This window comes from Ruegeria sp. BE1 (assembly GCF_056538885.1).
Genome location: NZ_JBQFTY010000005.1, coordinates 198,686 through 220,890 on the forward strand (window position 1 = coordinate 198,686; position 22,205 = coordinate 220,890).

Below are 22,205 nucleotides of genomic sequence, written 5' to 3' on the forward strand. Positions count from 1 at the left end.
TACCCGGACCTCACCCGCTGACAAGATGGTCGGGGTGACACAGGCCTATTGAAAGACGGGTTTTCCGTTTTTGATATGCCTGGAGATAAGCTGCTTTTGGCCTTTTCCATGGAGAATGAACCGCACCGGCTCGGGCTTATAGTCCAATTCCGCAACCTCGGGGAAAAGCGTCAGTATTTCATCCCGGGCCTCGGGATCAATGGCCCTGAGCGCTTCTGGCCCCGTGAACAGGCTTTCGGTCATGGTCCCTTCGGCACTGATGATTTCATGCTGGTCGAAAAGCAGATGAAAATACTCGATCAAGTCCACCGATTCATCTTCGAAAACACCCGGCAGGTCGGTCATCCGGATCGCGGCCACCATAACCTCGGCCTGTCCGAACATGCGTTCGGCAACCTTGGATTGCAGCAACATGCGGTGCTGACGCGAAACCCAAAGGTCGCGTTCCGGCAGGCCCGTTCCCAACGCACCCGACACAATCCTGACCGGCCTGAGCTTGGGATGTTGGGCCAATTCATCCGCCGAGACTTTGCGCGACCCAATCCAGCGGATGGGCTGCAGGCCACGGTCTTTGGTCCAAACACGATCTCCGACCCGCAGATCTTCGACCCTCACGTATCCGTCTTCGGCCTGAATGCGCGTGCCACGCACAACGCAAGGGACAAAGAACGACGCATCATCGACATAGAAATCCCGGCTGAACGTACCCGGGTTGGATGTGTCGGTAATCCGGATGGTATAGCTGGTGTCCTCGGTCGTGAACGAGGTACTGACCGTCTCACCCGGCGTTGTCGCCGTTTGCGAAAAGACAACATTGCCGGAACTGTCGAGAATTTCGATCAGGGCGCTGGCATTGCCACCGGACCCAACTTCGTCATAGTCGATTGAAAAGGTGGCGGTTTTCCCCAGCGGAATGCCATCGACGGTCTGTTCGATACTGCCGCCATTCGTATTGCCACCACCATTGAAATAAGCCGTGTTGCTGCCGCCGATATTGACGGATTCCACCCGGCCAACACCGTCGGTTTCGTCCGTGACCGTCCAGTTGGCGGGGTCATTGGCTCCTTCGGGTGCGCCATTCGTAACGATGTCCGGGTCGGCGACCAGAATCTCAAAATTGCCGTTCAGCAGTCTTTCAACCATTCCGATCCTCCCGGTCACCGCGCAACATGTTTGAGACCTTCTAAGGCCTTAAGAAATTTCAACTCTACGTGCTAAAACTTAGCACCAGATAAACGTCCAATACCAAACATATATACCAGGACGGCGCCCAGGGCAGCCCAATGAGTGCCTAATCGCAACTATCCCCGCCCGCGATAGGGTGGAACACCCTGATCGGGAATCCAGACATGTTCCGGCATTGCGCCGGTCTGCCAGAAAACATCAATCGGGATGCCCCCGCGCGGGTACCAGTAGCCCCCGATCCGCAGCCAGCGCGGTTCCAGAAACTCAACCAGCCGACGGGCGATAGAGACAGTGCAATCCTCGTGAAAGGCGCCGTGATTGCGGAACGATCCCAGAAACAGTTTCAAGGATTTCGATTCCACCAGCCAATCGCCCGGCACATAATCGATGACCAGATGCGCAAAGTCCGGCTGCCCCGTCATCGGGCAGAGCGAAGTAAACTCGGGCGCAGTGAACCGCACGCAATAGTCGATATCGGCCTGCGGGTTCTGCACACGTTCCAATTCAGCCGCTTCCGGCGAGGCGGGCAGTTCAGTCGTGCCGCCCAATTGGGTCAGGTCGCTATAGATCGTTTCCATGTGATGCTCCTTGTTGGGGCCTCAGACCCCGCGTTTATTGCCCCATAGCAGGACGTGCAGTTGCGGCAGCACCCGGGGGGTGAACCAACCATCTGCGGTGACTTTTTCCACCAGCCACAACAGCCGATCCGACAAGCTTTGCGGATCGACGGGCAGGGCCGGGTCGACCTCGGCATTGCCGGGCTGCAGGAACAGCGGCAGAGAGGCGTAGCGATCCGAAACAGACCGGGCCCAATCGTAGTCAACCTCATCAAAAATCACGATTTTCATAACTGTTTTGGGGCCGTTCCCCGCTGCTTCAAGACAGGTCTCAAAGGCGCCCCAATCCACGGTTTCACCGCTGGAGGGCGGCTTGGGGCTGAGCACCAGCGTATCCAGCGCACCAAACCACGGCTTCGCAATCGAGCCCTGAGTTTCGCAGGCAAAGCGATAGCCCTGTTCGCGCCCCAACGTGATGAGAGGTCCAAAGTCCTGAATGGCCGGGTTGCCACCCGACAGCGAGACGGTCAAAGGCCGGTCGCCAGACAGCGCGCGCACCCGGCCCCAGACATCATCGGTCGACATGGCCGCCCAGTTATGCCGAAAGGCGGTATCAACCGCGTGCAGGCTGTCGCACCAACTGCAGCGATAGTCACATCCGCCGGTGCGTACGAACACAGTCGGCTCCCCGATCAGCGCGCCTTCGCCCTGTATCGTGGGGCCGAAAATCTCGGCAATGCGCAGGCGGGTCATGGGCGGTACTCGGCCCAGGTTTTCGGCGTTTCGCTGACCCGAACGGCAGCCGTTTCCGGCCAGCGTGCGGCGCACCAGTCGTAGAAATGCCGCGCCATATTCTCGGCAGTGGTCAGGATGTTCATCACATCGTTCAGGTGGCGATGATCGAACGTCTCATCGATATAGGTCTTGAGCGGTTTCAGTTCGCCATAATCGCGCACGAACCCGTCCGCGTTCAGATCTGCAGCCGCCAGCTCGACCTCGACGATGTAATTGTGCCCATGCATCCGTGCGCATTGGTGATCCTCGGGCAGGTGGGTCAGCTGGTGCGAGGCGGAAAAGTGGAATTCCTTGGTGATCCGGTACATCAGGCGCTTTCCTTTTGTGCCGTTGCCGCCGCCCAGAAATCCGGGTCGTCATAAACGGTCGGGTCAGTGACTCCGGCCAGATGAAAGGCCTCGCGCCGTTCGACACAGGTGCCGCAGCGCCCGCAGTGATGTGCGCCGCCCTTGTAGCAGGACCATGTTTCGGCAAAGGGCGTATCGACCCGCGCACCTTCGGTCACGATATCCGCCTTGCTGCGATGGACAAACGGCGTGAACAGGGACACGTCGGCATACCCTTCCAGCGCGTGCTTCTGCATCAGTTCAAAGCTTTCGGTAAAGGCAGGACGGCAATCGGGATAGATAAAGTGATCTCCGCCATGCACGGCCGTTCCAACTGCATCCGCGCCACGTGCGGCGGCCGCCCCGAACGCGACGGTCAGCATGATGGCATTGCGGTTAGGCACCACGGTGACCTTCATGCTGTCCTCGGCATAGTGCCCGTCGGGCACGTCCACATCGTCCGTCAGGGCCGAGCCGGTCAGGACCGCCCCGACCGAGCGCAGATCGATGATGTCATGCGGCACGCCAAGGCGCTGCGCGCACAGCGCGGCATAGTCCAGCTCTTTGCGGTGGCGTTGGCCATAGTCGAAAGAGATCAGGCCAACCAGTTCATGGTCGCGCGCCACCATATGCGCCAGCGACACCGAATCCAGCCCACCCGAGCAGATTACGATCGTTTTCATATTTTGAACCCTTGTTTTGTTACCCGGGTAGGCTGCGACCGGGATGCGCCCTGTTATACGTGGAAATCACATGTCACAAGTCACAATTGCGTCGGGCTGTGGTGGATAGGTGATCACCACAGCCCATTCGGTGAGTGAGTGGTAAAGCGTTCAACCGACCGTCTGGTTTTCCATTACGTCGGCAAAGGATTTGAAAAACTTGGCCGCCAGCTTTTTGGCCGTCCCCTGGATCAGCCGGCTGCCCAGTTGGGCCAGCTTGCCGCCAATCTCAGCCGTCGCCTCGTACTTCAGGATCGTGCTGTTACCATCGCCGGTCAGCGTGACATCAGCACCGCCCTTGGCATGGCCAGCCGTTCCGCCATTTCCCTGACCGGTCAGAGAAAACGCATCCGGCGCGCCTTCGGTATTCAGCACCACATTGCCCGAGAACTTGGCCTTGACCGGGCCAACCTTCAGGACCACTTTCGCCTCAAGATCAGTATCCGAGTGTTTGATCAACTCCTCACAACCCGGTATGCACTGTTTCAGGACCTCGGGGTCATTGAGCGCGGCATAGACAACCTCTTTCGGGGCGTTGATGGTTATTTCGTCTGCCAGTTCCATCGGCTATTCCTTCTAACAACAGGGAAATTTGATCTGGGCGAGGCGCTCGGCCTGCTCAGGGGTTAGGGCAAGCTTGCGGCGCAAGCGGGTGTAGCATTCAAGAATCCACATGCGGGGTCCTCCGGTTCTTTTCGGGCCCTCGGCGCACGCGGACCAATTCGGCCAGAATGGACAGCGCGATCTCCTCGGGGGTCACAGCGTGAATATCCAGACCCGCAGGGGCCTTGATGCGGGCGATTTGATCAGGGTCTGCACCGGCATCAGCCAGCTTGTCCGACAGGGCGGCAAACTTGCGGGAACTGCCGACAAAGCAGGCGTGATCGGCCTGCGCGGCAATAGCGGCTTTCAGGGCCGCCAGATCGCCCTGCCCCTGCGTGGCCACAACAACAAACCGTCTGCGGTTGGTCTCGGCCAGATCGGCGCCATCGGCGCTTTGGGTGACCGACCAATGAAACTGAGGCGCTAGTTGCGCCAGCGCATTGGCCACAGGTGACCCGCCAAGGATCGCAAGTTCCGGCATGGGAAGGCAGGGTTCTATGAAAATATCGACCGTCCCCTTCGACGGGCAATTGTTGCGCGCATAGCTGACACCGTCCTGTTCCGTCCCCGGCTTGACGCCCTGCTGGGCCAGAAACTCTTCGGGCGCGACTGAGATCAGCTGCGGCGCGCCGGTGGCCAGTGCCTCAACCGCCGCACGCTTGACTGCACCGCGGGCGCACCCACCGCCCAGCCAGCCTTCAAGGATCGTTCCATCCGCCGCAATCAGCGCCTTGGCACCGGGTTTGGCCGCCGTCGCCCCGACCGTGCGCACGATGGTGGCAAAGGCAAAGGGTTGTTCTTGCGCGTGCAGCTTTTGGGCGGTTTGCGACAGATCGGGGTCGATGATTTCAGCCGGGGTCATAGGCGGGTCAGCTCCGGTTCCAGCGCGGCAAGATCGGCCAGAGTATTGGCGGGTTGAAACAGGTCGAGATAGGGCAGCGCCGCTGCCATGCCTGCGGTCACCGGCTCATAATCGCGCCAACCCTTGAGCGGGTTCAGCCAGATGATCTTGCAGCCGCGTTTGCGCAGCTGCGCTAGGGCCGCGCTCATATGCGCAGGCGCGCCGGTGTCATAGCCATCCGACAGGATCAGCACCACGCTGCGCCCGTCCACGAAACGCCGCGCATAGGTTCGCGCAAAGCGATCCAGACATGCGCCGATTTTTGAGCCCCCGCCGAACCCGTCAGCCATCAGCGACATCCGCCCGATCGCACGCATGGCATCCTTGTCGCGCAGCGTCTCGGATATGCGTACCAGACGGGTGTGAAACAGATAGGCGTCGGCCTTGGGATCGGCCCGCATCAGACCGGCGACAAAAGCCAGAAACACCTGCGCATAAACGGTCATGGACCCGGACACATCACACAGCGCAACGATTTTACGGGTGCGGTCCGGGCGTTTTTTGCGCAACAGATGCACGGGTTCGCCCCCGGTGGACAGGCTGCGCCGGATCGTGCGACGGAAATGCAGCCGATCCCCTTTGCGCGCGGCAATCCGTCGGCGTGAGCGGCGATCGCGTAGAGCAGCCCCCAGATCGCGGGCGACCTGCTCGGCCTGTGCAATCTCGTCCGGGCGCACCAGATCACGCAGGTCGCGACGGGACAGGTTGCGCGTCTCGGTCGCGATCAGCTTGCCCTCACCATCGCTTTCCGCATCGCCGTCACCGGCATCCGGGGTCGTTTCCTGCCCCGCCCCGCCGGACGCCTCACCCTGTGCGTCGCGGGACGAATGCACGCTGTCACTGCTTGGGCTTTGCGTCGGCATCACGCGGGTCTTGACGCGACCGGCATCCAGCCAGAACGCATCGAACAGCGCGTCGAACTGGGCCGCCTCATCCTGACAGCCTGTGCAAACCGGGCGCAGCGCGTTGCGGCATTCCTCGGGCGAAAACGCATCCGAGACGGACAGAGCTTGCAGGGCCAGAGAGGTCTCGGCCACACCCAGACGCAGACCGTTGGCGCGCAGATGGGCGATAAAGCCCGTCATCCGCGCGGCTGGCCCGGGGTCGCGGGCGGCAAAGCGGGTCACGCGGGTCATGCGGCCTTGCCCGCAATACGTTGCGCGACCTCAGTGGTGATATTGGCCTGATCGCTTTGGGTTTTCAGCAAAGTCACCAAGGCGCGCTGCAACGCCGTCGGATCATCGGTCAGATCGGCAACCCCAAGCCCGCCAAGCGCGGCGGCAAAATCCATCGTCTCGGCGATACCCGGCACTTTCTCAAGCTCTTCCTTGCGCAGGGTCTGCACAAACCCGATGATTTGCCGCGCCAGCCTGTCGTTCAGGCCCGGATGGCGGGCATTCAGAATGGCAAGCTCGGCCGCTGCATCAGGGTAGTCGACATAGGTATAAAGGCACCGCCGCCGCAAAGCGTCGCTTAAATCACGGGTTCCGTTGCAGGTCAGAATGACAATCGGGCGTGTGGTGGCTTTGATCGAGCCCAGCTCGGGCACGGTGATCTGAAAATCCGACAGGATTTCCAGCAGATAAGCTTCGAATTCCTCGTCGGCGCGGTCAACCTCATCAACCAGCAGAACCGGGGGCACCTCTTTGGTGATCGCTGCCAAAAGCGGGCGCTCCAGCAGGAATTCGCGCGAGAATATACGGTCTTCGACCACTTTGCCGGTCTCGCCGCCCTCAGCCGCGGCCCGAATGGTCAAAAGCTGGCGCTGGTAATTCCATTCATAAATCGATTGCGCCGCATCCAGCCCCTCATAACATTGCAGGCGCACCAGCTCGGTCTTGCGGATGTCGGCCAGAACGCGGGCCACTTCGGTTTTGCCAACTCCAGCCGCCCCTTCCAGCAACAGGGGGCGTTCAAGGGACAAGGCCAGATGGATGGCAACCGACAGATCGTCGGACGCAACATAGCCAGCCTTGGCCATCTCGGATTGTAGATGAGTCCACGTCATATTCAGCCTCAGAATACCCGCCCCGAGGAAACCCCGGGGCGGCAGGTCCGATCTTAGCCGTGAAGGCCCAGCTCATTGGCGGTCTTCCAGATGCGCCAATGATCATGCGGCATATGCGTATGGGTCAGACCGAACGCCCGGAACGCATCATTCACCGCGTTCGAGAAGCACGGAACGCCGCCCACATGCGGGCTTTCGCCAACACCCTTGGCCCCAATGGGGTGGTGCGGGCTGGGCGTCACGGTGTGGTCCGTCTCATAGTTCGGAACCTCCCACGCGGTTGGCAGGAAGAAGTCCATTAGCGTACCGGTCTTCACGTTGCCCATTTCATCATAGGCAATCTCTTGCCCCAGAGCGACGGCCAGCGCCTCGGTCAGTCCGCCATGCACCTGACCTTCGATGATCATCGGGTTGATCCGCGTGCCGCAATCATCCAGCGCATAGAACCGGCGAATGTCAGTGACACCTGTATCAACATCAATATCCATCACGCAGACATAGGCCCCAAACGGATAGGTCATGTTGGGCGGATCATAGTAACTTACGGCCTCAAGCCCCGGTTCGATCCCCGGAATGGCCTGATTGTAGGCGGCAAAAGCGATCTCTTTCATCGTCTTGAACTTTTCCGGCGCGCCTTTGACGACAAAGCGGTCCACATCGAATTCCACGTCGTCATCATGCACTTCGAGCAGATAGGCCGCGATCATCTGCGCCTTGGCGCGGATTTTGCGCCCCGCCATCGCGGTTGCAGCCCCTGCCACCGGGGTCGAGCGCGACCCATAGGTGCCCAGACCATATGGCGCGGTGTCGGTGTCGCCTTCCTCGATGGTGATCGAATCCGCGGGCAATCCGATCTCAGAGGCGAGAATCTGCGCAAATGTGGTCGCGTGACCCTGCCCTTGGCTGATCGTCCCAAGCCGCGCAATGGCGCTGCCTGTGGGGTGGATGCGAATTTCGCAGCTGTCGAACATGCCCAGACCTAGAATGTCGCAGTTTTTGACCGGCCCTGCGCCGACGATTTCAGTAAAGAAGCTGAGGCCAACGCCCATCAGCTTGCGGGTTTTGCCCGCTTTGAAATCCTCAACCCGCTGGGCCTGCTCGGCGCGCAGACCGTCATAGTCGACCGTCTTCAATGCCTTTTCCCAGGCTGTGTGATAGTCGCCGCTGTCATATTCCCAGCCAAGCGCCGACTGATAGGGGAACTGGTCCTTGCGGATAAAGTTGATCCGGCGCAGTTCAGCCGCGTCCATATTCAGCTTGATCGCCAGAACTTCGATCATGCGTTCGATGAAATACACCGCCTCGGTCACGCGGAAGGAACAGCGATAGCTGACCCCACCCGGTGCCTTGTTGGTATAGACCCCGTCAACACTCAGGAACGCGACCGGAATGTCGTATGAGCCCGTGCAGATATTCATGAACCCCGCCGGGAATTTGGTCGGGTCAGCGCAGGCATCGAACCCGCCGTGATCTGCGGTGGTGTGGCACCACAGCCCGGTGATCTTGCCCTCTTTGGTGGCCGAGATCTTGCCGTGCATGTGATAGTCGCGGGCAAAGGCGGTGGTCATCAGGTTGTCCATCCGGTCTTCGATCCACTTGACCGGCTTACCCGTGACAATCGAGGCCACGACCGAGCAGACATAGCCCGGATAAGCGCCCACCTTATTGCCGAACCCGCCGCCGATATCGGGCGAGATCACGCGGATATTGTGCTCTTCAATCCCCGAGATCAGGCTGACCACGGTTCGGATCGCATGCGGTGCCTGGAACGTACCCCACAGCGTCAACTTGCCGTTGACCTTATCCATCGACGCCACGCAGCCGCAGGTTTCCAACGGACAGGGATGGGTGCGGTGGTAATAAACCTTCTCCTCGGCCACCACGTCTGAGGCATCAATCGCCTGCTCAGTGGCCTCTTTGTCGCCCACGTCCCAGGTGAAGATATGGTTGTGGTGCTTGCGGGGTCCATGCGCACCATCGGCTTTCGGATCAAGATCCTCGCGCAGAACCACGTCCGATTTCAGCGACTCGAACGGGTCGGTGATGACGGGTAGCTCTTCATACTCGACCTCAACGGCTTCGATCCCGTCTGCGGCGGTATAGCGGTCGGTGGCCACGACAAAGGCGACCTCCTGCCCCTGAAACAGGACCTTGCCGTCGGCCAGAACCATCTGTTTGTCCCCGGCCAATGTCGGCATCCAATGCAGGCCCAGCGGCTCAAGATCGGCCGCCGTGAGCACAGCCAGAACACCGGGCACCTCAAGCGCTGCTTCGGTGTTGATCGAAGTGATGCGGGCATGCGCATAGGGCGACCGGACGAAATCGCCAAACAGCATCCCGTCCAGCTTTACATCATCGACATAATTACCCTGGCCCTGCGTGAACCGGGCATCCTCGACGCGTTTACGCGAACAGCCCATTCCTTTGAGGTTGGCGACGCGGTCCTCACGATCTGGTGTCATATCATTCATTGGGCCGCCTCCTTGGCTGCATTCATCTCGGCTGCGGCGGCCTGGATGGATTTGACGATGTTCTGATAGCCGGTGCAGCGACAGATATTACCGGACATGCCAAAGCGGATTTCTTCCTCAGACGGGTTCGGGTTTTCCTCCAACAGCTTGGCGGCGCGCGTGATCATCCCCGGTGTGCAATAGCCACATTGCAGGCCATGGTGTTCGCGGAACGCCTCTTGCAGCGGGTGCAGGCCATCGGGGCTGCCCAGACCTTCGATCGTGGTGATGTCCTTGCCATCGGCCTGCGCCACGAACATGGTACAGGATTTGACCGATTTGCCATCGATGGTAACGGTACAGGCCCCACAATGCGAGGTGTCGCAGCCGATATGCGGTCCGGTGATGTTGAGCTGTTCGCGCAGCGTATAGATCAACAGTTCGCGCGGTTCGGCCAATACGTCTACGGCCTGACCGTTCACGGTCAGCTTGTAATGTTTCTTGTCAGACATGTTCTCATTCCCTCAGGCGCGCGACCAGGCGCGTTCGATGGCGCGAGTCAGAATGACGCCCGCCACATGACGTTTGAATGCAACCGGACCACGGTTGTCCTCCATCGGATCAATGTCGCCCAGCATGGCACTGACAGCGGCTTTGATCGCTGCTGCGTCAACTGACGTCCCGATCAGCGCAGCCCCGGCCTCATCCGAGAAAACCGGCGTATCGCTGAGGTTGGTCATGGCGATGGAGGCTTGCGCACACGTACCGCCCTGCGCGACCAACTGAACAGCGGCGGCAGCGGTGGCATAGTCACCGATCTTGCGCTTTTGCTTTTCATAAGCATAGCCGCCCTGCGGAGGTGCGAATGAGACTTTGGTCAAAACCTCATCATCCTCACGATCCGTCATATAGGCCGCCTCGTAAAACTCGCGCGCAGCCACCGTGCGCTCACCGTCCGAGCCGACAAGCGTGAACTGCGCATCCAGACACTGCATCAGGCCCGGCATGTCATTGCCGGGATCGCCGTTGGCGACATTGCCGCCGACCGTACCCATATACCGCACCTGAGGATCAGCGATCTGCAACGCAGCCTCACGCATGATCGGGGCCGCAGCCGCCAGATCCGCGTGGTCGATGATCTCGGCCTGAGTGGTCATGGCACCGATGGTGATGGTGTCGCCGACGGTGATACCCGACAATCCGTCGACATCCTGCAGATCGATCAGATGCGGCACGTCCGCCATGCGCAGCTTCATCATGGGGATCAGGCTATGCCCGCCCGCCATGACGCGCGCGTCGTCTCCGTGTTCTTCGAGGATGGCAAGAACGCCCGGCATATCCTTTGGACGATGATATTCAAACGTCGCTGGAATCATGTGCTTCCTCCCTTGAGCAAATGTTCTGGCTGGGAGGAGCGCAGCACAATCACAGCTGCAACATCACGCTGAAACTGTTCAAATGCAGGGATTTTGCACGAAATGCGCCCTAGGCTGCACCAAATGCGCCGACATGCGGGGCCAGTTTTGACTGCACATCTTTCATCTTGGACCGGCTAACCGGAACCGGAGGCAGGCTGTCGGCCTCAAAGGTGCATTTGCCCTTGTCCTTGGTCCGCTCGAACCGCGTGACCTTGGACGGGTTGATCAGATAGCTGCGATGCACCTGCATGAAACCAGCGGGAACAAGCCGCTTGCCGCTTTCCGTGATGGTCCAGACACAGAAACAACGCTCGCCCGTGTCGGTATAGACCTGCGTGTAATGCCCGTCGGCGCGGACAAAGGCGATGTCTTCGGCCCGCAGGAAAATCCGCGCGCCGTCCCGCTCACAGGGAACCGTCACGGGGGTGTCTTCGGGCTGAACCGGGTCTGGTATGGCCTGCGTCTCGGGGGGAGTCAGGAACGTCGCGCTGACCCACAGGAACGCGCCGAAAATCACAAAGCTGGACAGGATCACCCCGATTGCCATCATCTCATTGCTGATGGGGGGCCCGAATTCGCTGACCCGCTCGACCGCGACAAAATTCGTCCCGGCCATCGCCAGAAAATGAACCGCCACCACCGCAAAGCCGAAACACAGCGTCCCGATCAGGATGTTGCGCGTATTGCGCGTCTGATAGGCGACGCGAAAGGCCAGAACACACAGCACAATGGCGCTGACCGACGACAACGCGACCCCAAGCGGCGAGTAAACCGCGCGGCACAGCTGCAACCCGGCCATGCCCACATAGTGCATCACCAAAATACCCGCGCCGACGATTGCGCCTGCGGCCAGGATGATCGTCGGCGTCCGTTCAGCAAAATGCAGCAACCCAAGGGCGACCGCGACCATCAGAATGGCAATCAGAGCCGAGGCCAGCGTAATCGCGGCGTCATAATAGAACAGGATCGGCAGTTGCAGCCCCAACATGGCCACGAAGTGCATCGACCAGATGCCACCGCCCAACGCCATCGAGGCCAGCGCGACCGCGACCTTTCTCTGCGACACGGATTTCGATGACAGGTCTTTCGTCAGGCTGAGACCGGTGAACCCAGCGACCAGCGCCACGACGAACGACATCGCAACGAGCAACCCGTTGTGTCCAAATTCCAAGAACTCCATGGCAGGTTTATGCCGCCTGGAACCGGATTACGCAAATGCCGAGTGCCCGGAATGACCCGTGCACCCGGCTTGCGGGTCTTCTGTCGGCCAATGCGCCTTATTGAGCGTGCGTCTCCTGACCGCGTTTTTCCAGCAAGGACAGCGCAACAAAGGTCACGACTGCCCCGGAAAGCAGGTAAAGGCCCGCGGCCCAAAGGCCGAACAATGCGGTCAGACCAATCCCGACCAGCGGCGCAAAGGCGGCGCCGATGATCCAGGACAGGTTGGTGGCCATGGCCGAGCCTGAATAGCGGTATTTCTTGGGGAACCGACGCGGCACAATCGCACCGGCCTGACCATAGGCCAGCCCCAGGATCACAAAGCCGGACAGGATGTACACGTAGGGGTAGTGAGCCAGAGTTCCGATCATCAGGCTGAGCACCACGATCAGCACCGTGCTGATCCGGATCACCGTGCGCCGGTCATAGCGGTCGGCCAACACGCCCGAATAGATGACCGACACAATCGCCAGCGCGCCACCGATCAACTGCACCGTCAGGACCTGTGTGATCTCAAACCGCTCATAGATCATCGCGAAGGCCAAAGGGAACACCGTTACCATATGGAACAACGCATAGCTGGCCAGAGGCAGGCAGGCCGACAGAAAGATGGTTTTCCCTTCATTGCGGACCAGTTCCGGCAGCGGCGCTGATTCCAGAACCTCGGGCTCAACCCCAAGATCGGCGTTCAACAAACGCACCCGCGCATAAAGCGAGACGACATTCACCGCCATCACCGCAAAGAACGCAAAGCGCCAGCCCCAATTGATGAATTCCTCCGGGGTCAGAAACCCATGCAGCACGTAAAAGATCGACGCTGCGACGACAAAGCCAATAGGTCCGCCCAATTGCGGCACCATCGCGTAAATGCCCTTGCGATTCTCAGGCGCGGCATTTTGCAACTGCAGCGTCAGCCCATCCCAGGCACCGCCCAGCCCTAGCCCCTGTAGAATGCGCAAAAAAGCCAGCAAAACCGGGGCAAACCACCCTATTTTTTCATAGCCTGGCAGCAACCCGATGGCGACTGTGGCGGTTCCCAGCAACACAAGGGCCAGGGTGACCTTGCCGACCCGACCGATTCTGTACTGCAGCGTACGCCCCGCAAGGCTGGCCACGGGTCTGGCCAGAAACGCCAGCGCAAAAATCGCAAAGGATGCCAGCGTGCCGCTGACCGGGTCCAGCATCGGGAAAAAGAGCTGTGGAAACACCAGCGCCGAGGCGATGGCATAGACAAAAAATCCAAAGAAATCAGTTACTCGGGCCATTACGACCGTTGTGATCACTTCATCGATCGTCGCGGAATAGCGTGGTGCATCACTGACGCTTGTCATCATATTCTCCTGCATTGACCCCAATGTTCCGAAGCGTCACGCCAAAGGTATTTTCGCGGGTCATGTTTTGTCGCATTGCAGCACGGCTGAAAAACTTGCACAAGGCCCCCGCAAGCAGAGGCGTATTTAATGTCTCGCCAGCTTAGCAACTCTTCAGTGACAAACAGAACCAAGAGACGCAAAAATATGAAGCGCGCAATTTTCGCGACGGCCCTGCTGTCGCTCATCGCACTGTCGGGGTGCGATCTGGTCGTTATGAATCCGTCTGGCGATGTGGCCGTCCAGCAGGCCGATCTGATTCTGTACTCGACTGTCCTGATGCTGATCATCATCGTGCCGGTGATGGCCCTGACCGTGTTTTTTGCTTGGAAATACCGGGCCTCGAACAAAGACGCAGCCTATGAGCCCGATTGGGACCATTCAACCAGCCTTGAGATCATCGTCTGGTCTGTTCCGCTGGCGATCATCATCTGTCTGGCCGGTCTGACCTATGTTGCAACGCACCGCCTCGATCCGTTTCAACCGCTGTCGCGCGTGTCAGCCGAGCAGCCGATTGACCCTGCGGTCGAGCCGATGGTGATTCAGGTCTCGGCAATGGATTGGAAATGGCTGTTCATCTACCCCGAACAGGGCATCGCCACCGTTAACGAAGTGGCCGCAGTCGTCGACCGTCCGATCAAATTCGAAATTACATCGACCACTGTTATGAACTCGTTCTTCGTGCCTGCATTGGCCGGACAGATTTATGCGATGTCGGGCATGCAGTCCGAGCTGAACGCCGTGATCAACGAAGCAGGCGTCTATAACGGGTTCTCGGCCAATTACAGTGGCGAGGGATTCTCGCAAATGCGCTTTAAGTTCCATGGTAAGGATCAGGCAGATTTCGACGCCTGGGTCGCGCAGGTTCGGGCGCAGGGCACTGCGTTAGATCGCGACACAATCGCCAAGCTCAACCAGCCCAGCGTGGCGCATCCCGTGACCTATTACGATTCGGTCGAAGACGGGTTGTGGGACAAGGTTGTAAACCTGTGCATCGATGACGACTCGCTATGTCTGAACGACATGATGATGGTCGACGCACTGGGTGGCGGCGGGATCGAGGGGCTGTTCAACCGCGAATTGTTCCGGGGCATCTGCTCGGCCGATGATCCGGGTGCGCTGATGGCCATGATCCGCCCTGAAATGCGCATCCGCTAGGACGAAATCATCACTGCGATGACGTTGGTTCCGCCAGCGTCCGCAAACTGAAACAAAGAACAAGAAACGGAAAGATATCGCGATGTCGCTATCTCACGGAGCCGCTGACGGACATGCAACACTGTCCTCCGTCGATCCATTCTGGGGCAAGCTGTCCTGGAATGTGTTCCCCTTCTACGAACCGGTCATCTTCTACACATTCATAGCCGTCGCCCTGGGCGGCATCGCCGTCGTCGGAGCGCTGACCTATTTCCGGCTGTGGGGCTATCTGTGGAAAGAGTGGTTCACCAGTATTGATCACAAAAAGATCGGGATCATGTACATGGTGCTGGGTCTGATCATGCTGCTGCGCGGCTTTGCCGATGCACTGCTGATGCGGCTGCATCAGGCAATGGCGGCAAGTGGTGGCGAAGGCTATCTGAACGCCCACCATTACGACCAGATCTTTACCGCCCATGGCGTGATCATGATCTTCTTTGTTGCGATGCCCTTTGTGACCGGCTTCATGAACTACGTCATGCCGTTGCAGATCGGTGCGCGCGACGTGGCGTTCCCGTTCCTCAATAACCTCAGCTTCTGGCTGACGGTGTCGGGCGCGGTGCTGATCATGCTCTCGCTGTTCGTGGGTGAATTCTCGACCGCGGGCTGGCTGGCCTATGCGCCGTTCTCGGGGTTGGATTACAGCCCGAGCGTTGGCATGGATTATTACCTGTGGGCCCTGAACATCGCCGGGATCGGTACGACGCTTTCGGGCATCAACCTGGTTGTGACCATCGTCAAGATGCGCGCGCCGGGCATGGATTACATGAAGATGCCGGTCTTTGTCTGGACCACCCTGTGTACCAACATCCTGATCGTGGCGACCTTTCCGGTGCTGGCGGCGACGCTGGCCCTGCTGACGGCGGATCGCTATCTGGGCACCCATTTCTTCACAAATGATATGGGCGGAAGCCCGATGATGTATGTGAACCTCATCTGGATCTGGGGCCACCCCGAGGTCTACATTCTGATCCTGCCGATCTTTGGCATCTTTTCCGAAATCGTGCCGACATTCACCGGTAAGCGCCTGTTTGGCTATACCTCGATGGTCTACGCGACCTGCGTGATCATGATCCTCAGCTATCTGGTCTGGCTGCACCATTTCTTCACCATGGGCGCGGGCGCGAATGTGAACGCCTTCTTTGGCATCACCACGATGATCATCTCGATCCCGACGGGGGCCAAGATCTTCAACTGGCTGTTCACCATGTATAAGGGCCGCATCCGGTTCGAGACCCCGATGCTGTGGGTCATGGGCTTTATGCTGACCTTCGTGATCGGCGGTATGACCGGCGTTCTGCTGGCGGTGCCGCCTGCGGATTATGTCCTGCATAACTCGCTTTTCCTGATCGCGCATTTCCACAACGTGATCATCGGTGGCGTGGTGTTCGGCATCTTTGCGGGCATCATCTATTGGTGGCCCAAGGCGTTCGGCTTCAAGCTTGAGCCGTTCTGGGGCAAGGTCAGCTTCTGGTGCTGGCTGATCGGCTTCTACCTGGCCTTCATGCCGCTTTACGTGCTGGGCCTGATGGGCGTCACCCGCCGTATCAGCCAGTTCGAGGATACGTTCTATTCGGTCTATTTCGTCATCGCCCTGGTGGGTGCATTGTTCATCGCCGCCGGGATCGGAGCGTTCATCGTGCAGATCGTTGTCTCGATCCTGCGCCGCGACGCATTGCGCGATGTCACGGGTGACCCATGGGACGGCCGGACACTGGAATGGTCGACCTCTTCACCCCCACCCTACTACAACTTTGCGTTCTCACCCCGAGTACACGAGCTGGACGCCTTTACCCAGATGAAGCGCGAGGGGTTCACGCGGCCCACCGACGGGTTCGTGCCGATCCACATGCCGCGTTATACGGCGACGGGGATTGTCATGGCCGGGCTGCTGACCGTAATGGGCTTTGCGCTGGTCTGGCACGTGTGGTGGCTGGCCGCCGCCAGCTTTGCCGCGACGCTGATCTATGGCATCGCGCATACCTTCAACTATGACCGTGACTACTACGTCCCTGCGGATGAAGTGCGCGATATCGAACACCAGCGGACACAACAGCTGGCAGGGGCTGCGGAATAATGAGCGACACCACAAGCGAAACGCCAAAAGAGTTCTTCGTGATCGAAGACCCCCATCACGGGGGTGATCACGGCGAACATCACCACGAAACCGGAACCATGCTTGGGTTCTGGATCTACCTTATGAGCGACTGCCTGATCTTTGGCATCCTCTTTGCGACCTATGCGGTGCTGGGCCAGAACTATGCGGCTGGCCCCGCGCCGGTCGACCTGTTCGAGATCGACATGATCCTGGTGGCCACCTTCATGCTGCTGTTCTCGTCGATCACCTACGGGTTCGCGGTGCTACGGATGGATATGCACGACCTGCGCGGAACGGTTCTGTGGCTGATTGTCACCGGCCTGTTCGGGGCGGCGTTCCTGTTTCTTGAGGTCAAAGAGTTCAACCACCTGATCCATATCGGCGCAGGTCCGGGGGCGAGTGCATTCCTGTCCTCATTCTTTGTTCTGGTGGGCACGCACGGGCTGCACGTTCTGGGCGGCAGCATCTGGCTGATCGTTCTGCTGATGCAGCTGGGCCAGCACGGCCTGACCCATGAGAACAAGCGCCGGGTGATGTGCCTGTCGCTGTTCTGGCACTTCCTCGACCTGATCTGGATCGGCGTCTTTTCCTTGGTTTACCTCACGGGGGTCCTGCTATGAGCGATCACGCAAAAGGCAGCCACGGCACCTTCAAATCCTACATGATCGGCTTTTTGCTGTCTGTTGTCCTGACCCTGATCCCGTTCTGGGTGGTGATGGGCGACGTGATGGACAGCACCGGTTGGGCCATTGCGGTCATCTTCACACTGGGTGCGGCGCAGATGATGGTGCATATCCACTACTTCTTGCACGTCTCGATCAAGGTGGAAAATGGCTGGCAGGCCATGTCGGCAGGGCTGACGGTTTTGCTGCTGGTCATCATCATGGCCGGGTCGATCTGGGTCATGTTCAACCTGGATGAAAACCTGATGCCCGCCCACGAACAGATCGAACGGGTCCGCAACCTGCCATGACCGATCCGACCACCGCGCGGCGGCCCTTTTGGGTCAAAGCTCTGCTCATTGGGCTGTCGGCGGTGTTGGTCGTGGTCTTTGTACTGCTGGGCAACTGGCAGATGCGGCGTTTGGCCTGGAAACAGGACCTGATCACCGCCGTGGATGCGCGGGCTTATGGCGAGGCGACCGCCCTGCCCGCGCAGTTCGACCCGGACCGTCACGCCTACCAGCGCGTGCAGGTTCAGGGTCAGTTTCTGGACACCCCGCCCGTGCTGGTCAAAGCAGTGACCGAGATTGGCCCCGGTCTGTGGGTCATGTCACCGCTGCAGACGGATCTGGGGGTCTTGTGGGTCAATCGCGGCTATGTGCATGCGGATGTGGCAACGCCGGAACACTGGACCTTGCCGCAGACTCCGATCACCGGGCTTTTGCGCCCAACCGTCAAGGATGGCACGCTGCTGGAACGCAACGATCCCGCAATCGACCGCTGGGTGTCGCGCGATACGCAGGTCATGTCCGATGAGCGGGGTCTGACCGGCGAAAGCCTTCCGTATTTTCTGGATGCAGACCATCAAGGCGATCGGGGCGCGTGGCCGCGTGGGGGGCTGACCGTCATCACCTTCAGCAACTCTCATCTGTCTTATGCGCTGACATGGTATGCGATGGCTCTGCTGTTCGTGGTCGCGTTGGTTTATGTCTTCCGGTCTGGCTCTGATTGATCAAGTTGGCTTATCGTAAATTCAAAAATTACGCATGTTCTCCTTATTAAAATCCACCATCCACAATTGACAGATGCGCGGTTCCGTCGCATCTAGACTTTGAAACAGCCACCGGAACGATGGTTCCGGAAGCCTGCGAATACTCACCTGAACTCAATACTTTAGCCGGATCTTCGGAGCATGCCGCACGCGTGTTCCCACCCCGGCGCAACCGCAGGCGGAACCGGGAATGGCAAAGAAGAAACACGTCGGCAAAAGCTCGAACGCGGCGGGTGGCTGGGGCGCCCTGAAAAGCGTGGGTCGCCAGTTGATGGGCAGCGGCAAGCCGCTCTCGGGTGCCAAAACGATGTTGAAAGCCAACCAGCCCGACGGTTTCGATTGCCCCGGCTGCGCCTGGGGCGACCCTGAACATGGCTCATCGTTCGAATTCTGCGAAAACGGTGTCAAAGCCGTCGCGTGGGAGGCGACGAAGGCCCGTGTCACGCCCGAGTTTTTTGCCAAACACACAGTGACCCAGTTGCAGGGCTGGACCGATTATGATCTGGAACATCAGGGCCGCCTGACACATCCCGTGCGCTACAATCCCGAGACAGACAAATACGAGCAGGTTGACTGGGACACCGCCTTTACCCAGATCGGCGCGGCCCTGAACGCGCTGGACGATCCCAACCGGGCCGAGTTCTATACCTCGGGCCGGGCCAGCAACGAGGCCGCCTTTCTGTATCAGACCTTCGTGCGCCTTTATGGCACCAACAATTTCCCCGATTGCTCGAACATGTGCCACGAGGCCAGCGGCGTTGCCCTGACGGAATCGATCGGCATCGGCAAGGGCACCGTGCTGCTGGAAGATTTTGAAAAGGCCGACGCAATTTTTGTTGTGGGCCAGAACCCCGGCACCAACCACCCCCGCATGCTGGCCGATCTGCGCAAGGCCACCCAGCGCGGCGCACGGGTCGTGGTGTTCAACACGCTCAAGGAAAAGGGCCTGCATCGGTTTGCCGACCCGCAGAACAAGCTTGAGATGATCCGGGGCGGGTCCGAGGCGACGTCGACCGATTACTTCCGCCCGCGTCTGGGCGGCGACATGGCCATCTTCCGAGGCATGGCCAAGGTGATCCTGGCCGCCGAAGACGCGGCTGTGGCCGAGGCGCGCGCCCCGGTTCTGGATCAAGCATTCATCGCCAAGCATGCGCATGGGTTTGACGCCTATCGTGCTTTGGTCGAACGCACCCCATGGGATCAGATCGAGGAACAATCCGGCCTGACCCGCGCCAAGATCGAAGAAGCTGCCGAGATTTACATGTCCGCAGACAAAGTGATCACCACCTGGGCGATGGGTATCACGCAGCACAAGCATTCCGTCCAGATGATCCGTGAAATCGTCAACGTCATGCTCATGCGCGGCAATATCGGACGCCCCGGTGCCGGGCTGTGTCCGGTGCGCGGTCATTCAAACGTACAGGGCGACCGCACCGTCGGCATCAACGAAAAGGCCCCCGCCCCCCTGCTGGACGGGATGGAGCGGGAGCTGGGCGTGCCCATGCCGCGCGATCCGGGGCATAACGTGCTGCACGCGATTGGCGCGATGCTGAATGGACAGGCCAAGGCGTTTATCGGGCTGGGCGGCAACTTTGCCCGCGCCACCCCGGACAGCCAGTTGATCGCGCAGGCGCTTGGCAATCTGGACCTGACGGTGAATGTGGCGACCAAGCTGAACCACGGCCATCTGCTGCCGGGCAAACTGTCCTTTATCCTGCCCTGTCTGGGCCGGACCGAGATTGACCGCAATTCCGAAGGCGTGCGCCAGATCGTAACGGTCGAGGATTCGATGTCGATGGTGCATGGTTCGGGCGGGATCAACCTGCCCGCCTCGCAAGAGCTGAAGTCCGAGGTGCGGATCGTTGCGGGCATCGCCAAGGCGACCGTTGGCAGCGATGTGGTCGATTGGGATACGCTGGCGGATGACAATGACAAAATCCGCGACCTGATCGCGCGGGTCCTGCCCGCCTTTGACAACTATAACGAGGCCGTGCGCAAACCGCGCGGCTTCCACCTTTATAACAGCGCCGCCGCGCGAGACTGGAAAACGCCGACTGCGCGGGCCAATTTCTCGGACGCGGATCTGCCGGATCAGACCGAATGGCAACGGGCGCAGGACGAAGATCAGGTTTTCGTGCTGCAAACCTTCCGGTCGCATGATCAGTACAACACCACCGTCTATGGCATGGATGACCGGTATCGCGGTGTTTATGGCGAACGTCAGGTTGTCTTCATGCACCCCAAAGACGTCGCCCTGCTGGGGGCCGCGGCCGGGGACCGGGTCAACATAATCGGTTGCCACGATGACGGGATTGAGCGGATCGCCCACGATTTTCGGTTGGTGCCTTATGACATCCCACGTGGCTGTGTCGCAGGCTATTACCCCGAGCTGAACGTCTTGGTCCCCTATAAGACCTTTGGCGACAAAAGCTTCACCCCCGCATCGAAATCCGTGATGGTGCGCTTTGAAATACAAGGGGCCTGAGGATGGACGAGGCGCTGATGGAAACCGTCTCGACACTGCTGGATCGCAGCCCGGATCGTCTCAGCCCATTGGCGGCGGGCGTTCTGGCCTCGGCCCATCTGGGTCTGTCGCATGACAGCCGCAGCCTGGCCACCAAGCTGGGAATTGCCCATGCGCTTGTCCTGCGGGAATGCGTGGCGCTGAGCGAGGAACACCAGATGGTTTGGCTGGATGACAGACAGGACCGCTCGCAGCGCGTGTTCTTTTCGCTGACCGAGCGTGGCCGCGCCCTGCTTGCCGGGGTTTCTGGACCATGACGGCACCCTTTCGCCAAGGGTCGCACGTTCACTACCCCACCTCATTACAGCTGGGCTGCAGCCAGCATCCGCAGGGCGCGTCACAATTGCGGAATTTGGTGCAGGAGGTTCCGGTGGCGCTGGTCTTTAATGGCTCTACCGCAGCCGTGATGATGGCCTCACCCGCCGATATTGAGGATTTCGCCCTCGGCTTTGCCATGACCGAGGGCTTTGTCACCGGCCCCGATGACATTGAAGAGTATGAGCAGATCGCGCATAAATCCGGGCTGGAAGCGCGATTTTGGCTCAAGCCGCACGCCTCTGAGACCGTCGCTGCCCGGCGGCGCGCGATGATGGGGCCTGTTGGATGCGGGTTGTGCGGTATCGACAGCCTGGAACAAGCGACCCGCGCAGTTGCCGCTGTCCCGCCGACCTCGTTGCGCATCAGCGCAAACGAGGCAGCAGACGCCCCCGAAGGGCTGCGCGCCCATCAACATCTGCACGACCTGACACGGTCTGCCCATGCCGCCGGGTTTTTGGTGCCCGGTCAGGGCATCGTCATAGCCCGCGAAGATGTGGGGCGTCACAATGCGCTGGACAAACTGCTGGGGGCTTTGATCCGTCACGGTATTGATCCGGCCAAAGGGGCGGTGGTTCTGACCTCACGTGTATCGCTTGAGCTGGTTCAAAAAACCGCCGCGCTGGGATGTCCGATCCTGATTGCCGTATCTTCGCCGACCGCGCTGGCGGTCGAGCTGTCGGATCAGGCTGGGATCACCCTTGTTTCGAATGCCAGGCGATCCGAATGCGCGGTGTTCACCCATCCGCATCGCATCCTGCCGGCAACACATGGACCCGCACCCATTGATTTGACGTGAGAGCTG

The 22,205-nt window shown here is 59.7% G+C and carries 22 protein-coding genes; 8 read left to right on the forward strand and 14 right to left on the reverse strand.

The genetic code is table 11. The features are described 5' to 3' along the window. Nucleotides 1-45: 45 nt before the first annotated feature. The 14 genes from ACR0J5_RS15795 to ACR0J5_RS15860 form a co-directional block, all read right to left on the reverse strand. Complete coding sequence (locus ACR0J5_RS15795; protein WP_480655012.1) at nucleotides 46-1,143, reverse strand: Hint domain-containing protein; 1,098 nt, start codon at nucleotides 1,141-1,143, stop codon at nucleotides 46-48. 158 nt (nucleotides 1,144-1,301) lie between these two features. Next, nucleotides 1,302-1,763, reverse strand: coding sequence for a preQ(1) synthase (gene queF / locus ACR0J5_RS15800; RefSeq protein WP_480655014.1), 462 nt, complete (start codon nucleotides 1,761-1,763; stop codon nucleotides 1,302-1,304). A 21-nt stretch (nucleotides 1,764-1,784) separates the two neighbouring features. Then, nucleotides 1,785-2,495 carry a 7-carboxy-7-deazaguanine synthase QueE gene (queE, locus tag ACR0J5_RS15805; protein ID WP_480655016.1) on the reverse strand — a complete coding sequence of 237 codons (711 nt, stop codon included), beginning with the start codon at nucleotides 2,493-2,495 and terminating at the stop codon, nucleotides 1,785-1,787. Beyond that, nucleotides 2,492-2,845 carry a 6-carboxytetrahydropterin synthase QueD gene (gene queD / locus ACR0J5_RS15810; RefSeq protein WP_480655018.1) on the reverse strand — a complete coding sequence of 118 codons (354 nt, stop codon included), beginning with the start codon at nucleotides 2,843-2,845 and terminating at the stop codon, nucleotides 2,492-2,494. Before queD ends, queE begins: the two co-directional genes overlap by 4 nt. After that, a complete protein-coding gene (queC, locus tag ACR0J5_RS15815; protein WP_480655020.1) occupies nucleotides 2,845-3,546 on the reverse strand; it encodes a 7-cyano-7-deazaguanine synthase QueC in 702 nt (233 codons plus the stop codon). Before queC ends, queD begins: the two co-directional genes overlap by 1 nt. Nucleotides 3,547-3,696: 150 nt before the next feature. Beyond that, nucleotides 3,697-4,149, reverse strand: coding sequence for an SRPBCC family protein (locus ACR0J5_RS15820; protein WP_480655022.1), 453 nt, complete (start codon nucleotides 4,147-4,149; stop codon nucleotides 3,697-3,699). A gap of 97 nt (nucleotides 4,150-4,246) precedes the next feature. Beyond that, nucleotides 4,247-5,050 carry an XdhC family protein gene (locus ACR0J5_RS15825; RefSeq protein WP_480655024.1) on the reverse strand — a complete coding sequence of 268 codons (804 nt, stop codon included), beginning with the start codon at nucleotides 5,048-5,050 and terminating at the stop codon, nucleotides 4,247-4,249. Next, nucleotides 5,047-6,225: a vWA domain-containing protein gene (locus ACR0J5_RS15830; protein WP_480655026.1), complete on the reverse strand. Its 1,179-nt coding sequence runs from the start codon at nucleotides 6,223-6,225 to the stop codon at nucleotides 5,047-5,049. Before ACR0J5_RS15830 ends, ACR0J5_RS15825 begins: the two co-directional genes overlap by 4 nt. Then, nucleotides 6,222-7,097, reverse strand: a complete 876-nt coding sequence (locus ACR0J5_RS15835) for an AAA family ATPase (RefSeq protein ID WP_480655028.1) — start codon at nucleotides 7,095-7,097, stop codon at nucleotides 6,222-6,224. Before ACR0J5_RS15835 ends, ACR0J5_RS15830 begins: the two co-directional genes overlap by 4 nt. A gap of 53 nt (nucleotides 7,098-7,150) precedes the next feature. Then, on the reverse strand, nucleotides 7,151-9,568 hold the full coding sequence (locus ACR0J5_RS15840; protein WP_480655029.1) for an aerobic carbon-monoxide dehydrogenase large subunit: 2,418 nt from the start codon (nucleotides 9,566-9,568) through the stop codon (nucleotides 7,151-7,153). Then, entirely contained in the window at nucleotides 9,565-10,059 is a 495-nt protein-coding gene (locus ACR0J5_RS15845) for a (2Fe-2S)-binding protein (protein WP_480655031.1), read from the reverse strand. The genes ACR0J5_RS15840 and ACR0J5_RS15845 overlap by 4 nt, the downstream gene beginning before the upstream one ends. Nucleotides 10,060-10,071: 12 nt before the next feature. Beyond that, the gene (locus ACR0J5_RS15850; RefSeq protein ID WP_480655033.1) at nucleotides 10,072-10,923 is read right to left on the reverse strand and encodes an FAD binding domain-containing protein; all 852 of its coding nucleotides are present in this window, start codon (nucleotides 10,921-10,923) and stop codon (nucleotides 10,072-10,074) included. Nucleotides 10,924-11,032: 109 nt separating this feature from the next. Then, the gene (locus tag ACR0J5_RS15855) at nucleotides 11,033-12,145 is read right to left on the reverse strand and encodes an MHYT domain-containing protein (RefSeq protein ID WP_480655035.1); all 1,113 of its coding nucleotides are present in this window, start codon (nucleotides 12,143-12,145) and stop codon (nucleotides 11,033-11,035) included. Between the two features lie 97 nt (nucleotides 12,146-12,242). Further along, a complete protein-coding gene (locus ACR0J5_RS15860) occupies nucleotides 12,243-13,514 on the reverse strand; it encodes an MFS transporter (RefSeq protein ID WP_480655037.1) in 1,272 nt (423 codons plus the stop codon). 186 nt (nucleotides 13,515-13,700) lie between these two features. On the opposite strand from ACR0J5_RS15860, the gene cyoA reads away from it, so the two are divergent. The 8 genes from cyoA (at nucleotide 13,701) to fdhD (ending at nucleotide 22,199) form a co-directional block, all read left to right on the forward strand. Beyond that, a complete protein-coding gene (gene cyoA, locus ACR0J5_RS15865; RefSeq protein WP_480655039.1) occupies nucleotides 13,701-14,711 on the forward strand; it encodes a ubiquinol oxidase subunit II in 1,011 nt (336 codons plus the stop codon). 82 nt (nucleotides 14,712-14,793) lie between these two features. Next, on the forward strand, nucleotides 14,794-16,827 hold the full coding sequence (gene cyoB, locus ACR0J5_RS15870; protein ID WP_480655041.1) for a cytochrome o ubiquinol oxidase subunit I: 2,034 nt from the start codon (nucleotides 14,794-14,796) through the stop codon (nucleotides 16,825-16,827). Beyond that, nucleotides 16,827-17,468 (forward strand): cytochrome o ubiquinol oxidase subunit III, encoded by a 642-nt coding sequence (cyoC, locus tag ACR0J5_RS15875; protein ID WP_480655043.1) that lies wholly within the window; start codon nucleotides 16,827-16,829, stop codon nucleotides 17,466-17,468. The genes cyoB and cyoC overlap by 1 nt, the downstream gene beginning before the upstream one ends. Further along, on the forward strand, nucleotides 17,465-17,821 hold the full coding sequence (cyoD, locus tag ACR0J5_RS15880) for a cytochrome o ubiquinol oxidase subunit IV (RefSeq protein WP_480655045.1): 357 nt from the start codon (nucleotides 17,465-17,467) through the stop codon (nucleotides 17,819-17,821). Before cyoC ends, cyoD begins: the two co-directional genes overlap by 4 nt. After that, nucleotides 17,818-18,522 carry an SURF1 family protein gene (locus ACR0J5_RS15885; protein WP_480655047.1) on the forward strand — a complete coding sequence of 235 codons (705 nt, stop codon included), beginning with the start codon at nucleotides 17,818-17,820 and terminating at the stop codon, nucleotides 18,520-18,522. The genes cyoD and ACR0J5_RS15885 overlap by 4 nt, the downstream gene beginning before the upstream one ends. Nucleotides 18,523-18,751: 229 nt before the next feature. Continuing rightward, a complete protein-coding gene (locus ACR0J5_RS15890) occupies nucleotides 18,752-21,046 on the forward strand; it encodes an FdhF/YdeP family oxidoreductase (protein ID WP_480655049.1) in 2,295 nt (764 codons plus the stop codon). Nucleotides 21,047-21,048: 2 nt separating this feature from the next. Beyond that, on the forward strand, nucleotides 21,049-21,342 hold the full coding sequence (locus ACR0J5_RS15895) for a hypothetical protein (protein ID WP_480655051.1): 294 nt from the start codon (nucleotides 21,049-21,051) through the stop codon (nucleotides 21,340-21,342). Then, nucleotides 21,339-22,199 carry a formate dehydrogenase accessory sulfurtransferase FdhD gene (gene fdhD, locus ACR0J5_RS15900; protein WP_480655053.1) on the forward strand — a complete coding sequence of 287 codons (861 nt, stop codon included), beginning with the start codon at nucleotides 21,339-21,341 and terminating at the stop codon, nucleotides 22,197-22,199. The genes ACR0J5_RS15895 and fdhD overlap by 4 nt, the downstream gene beginning before the upstream one ends. Nucleotides 22,200-22,205 lie beyond the last annotated feature (6 nt).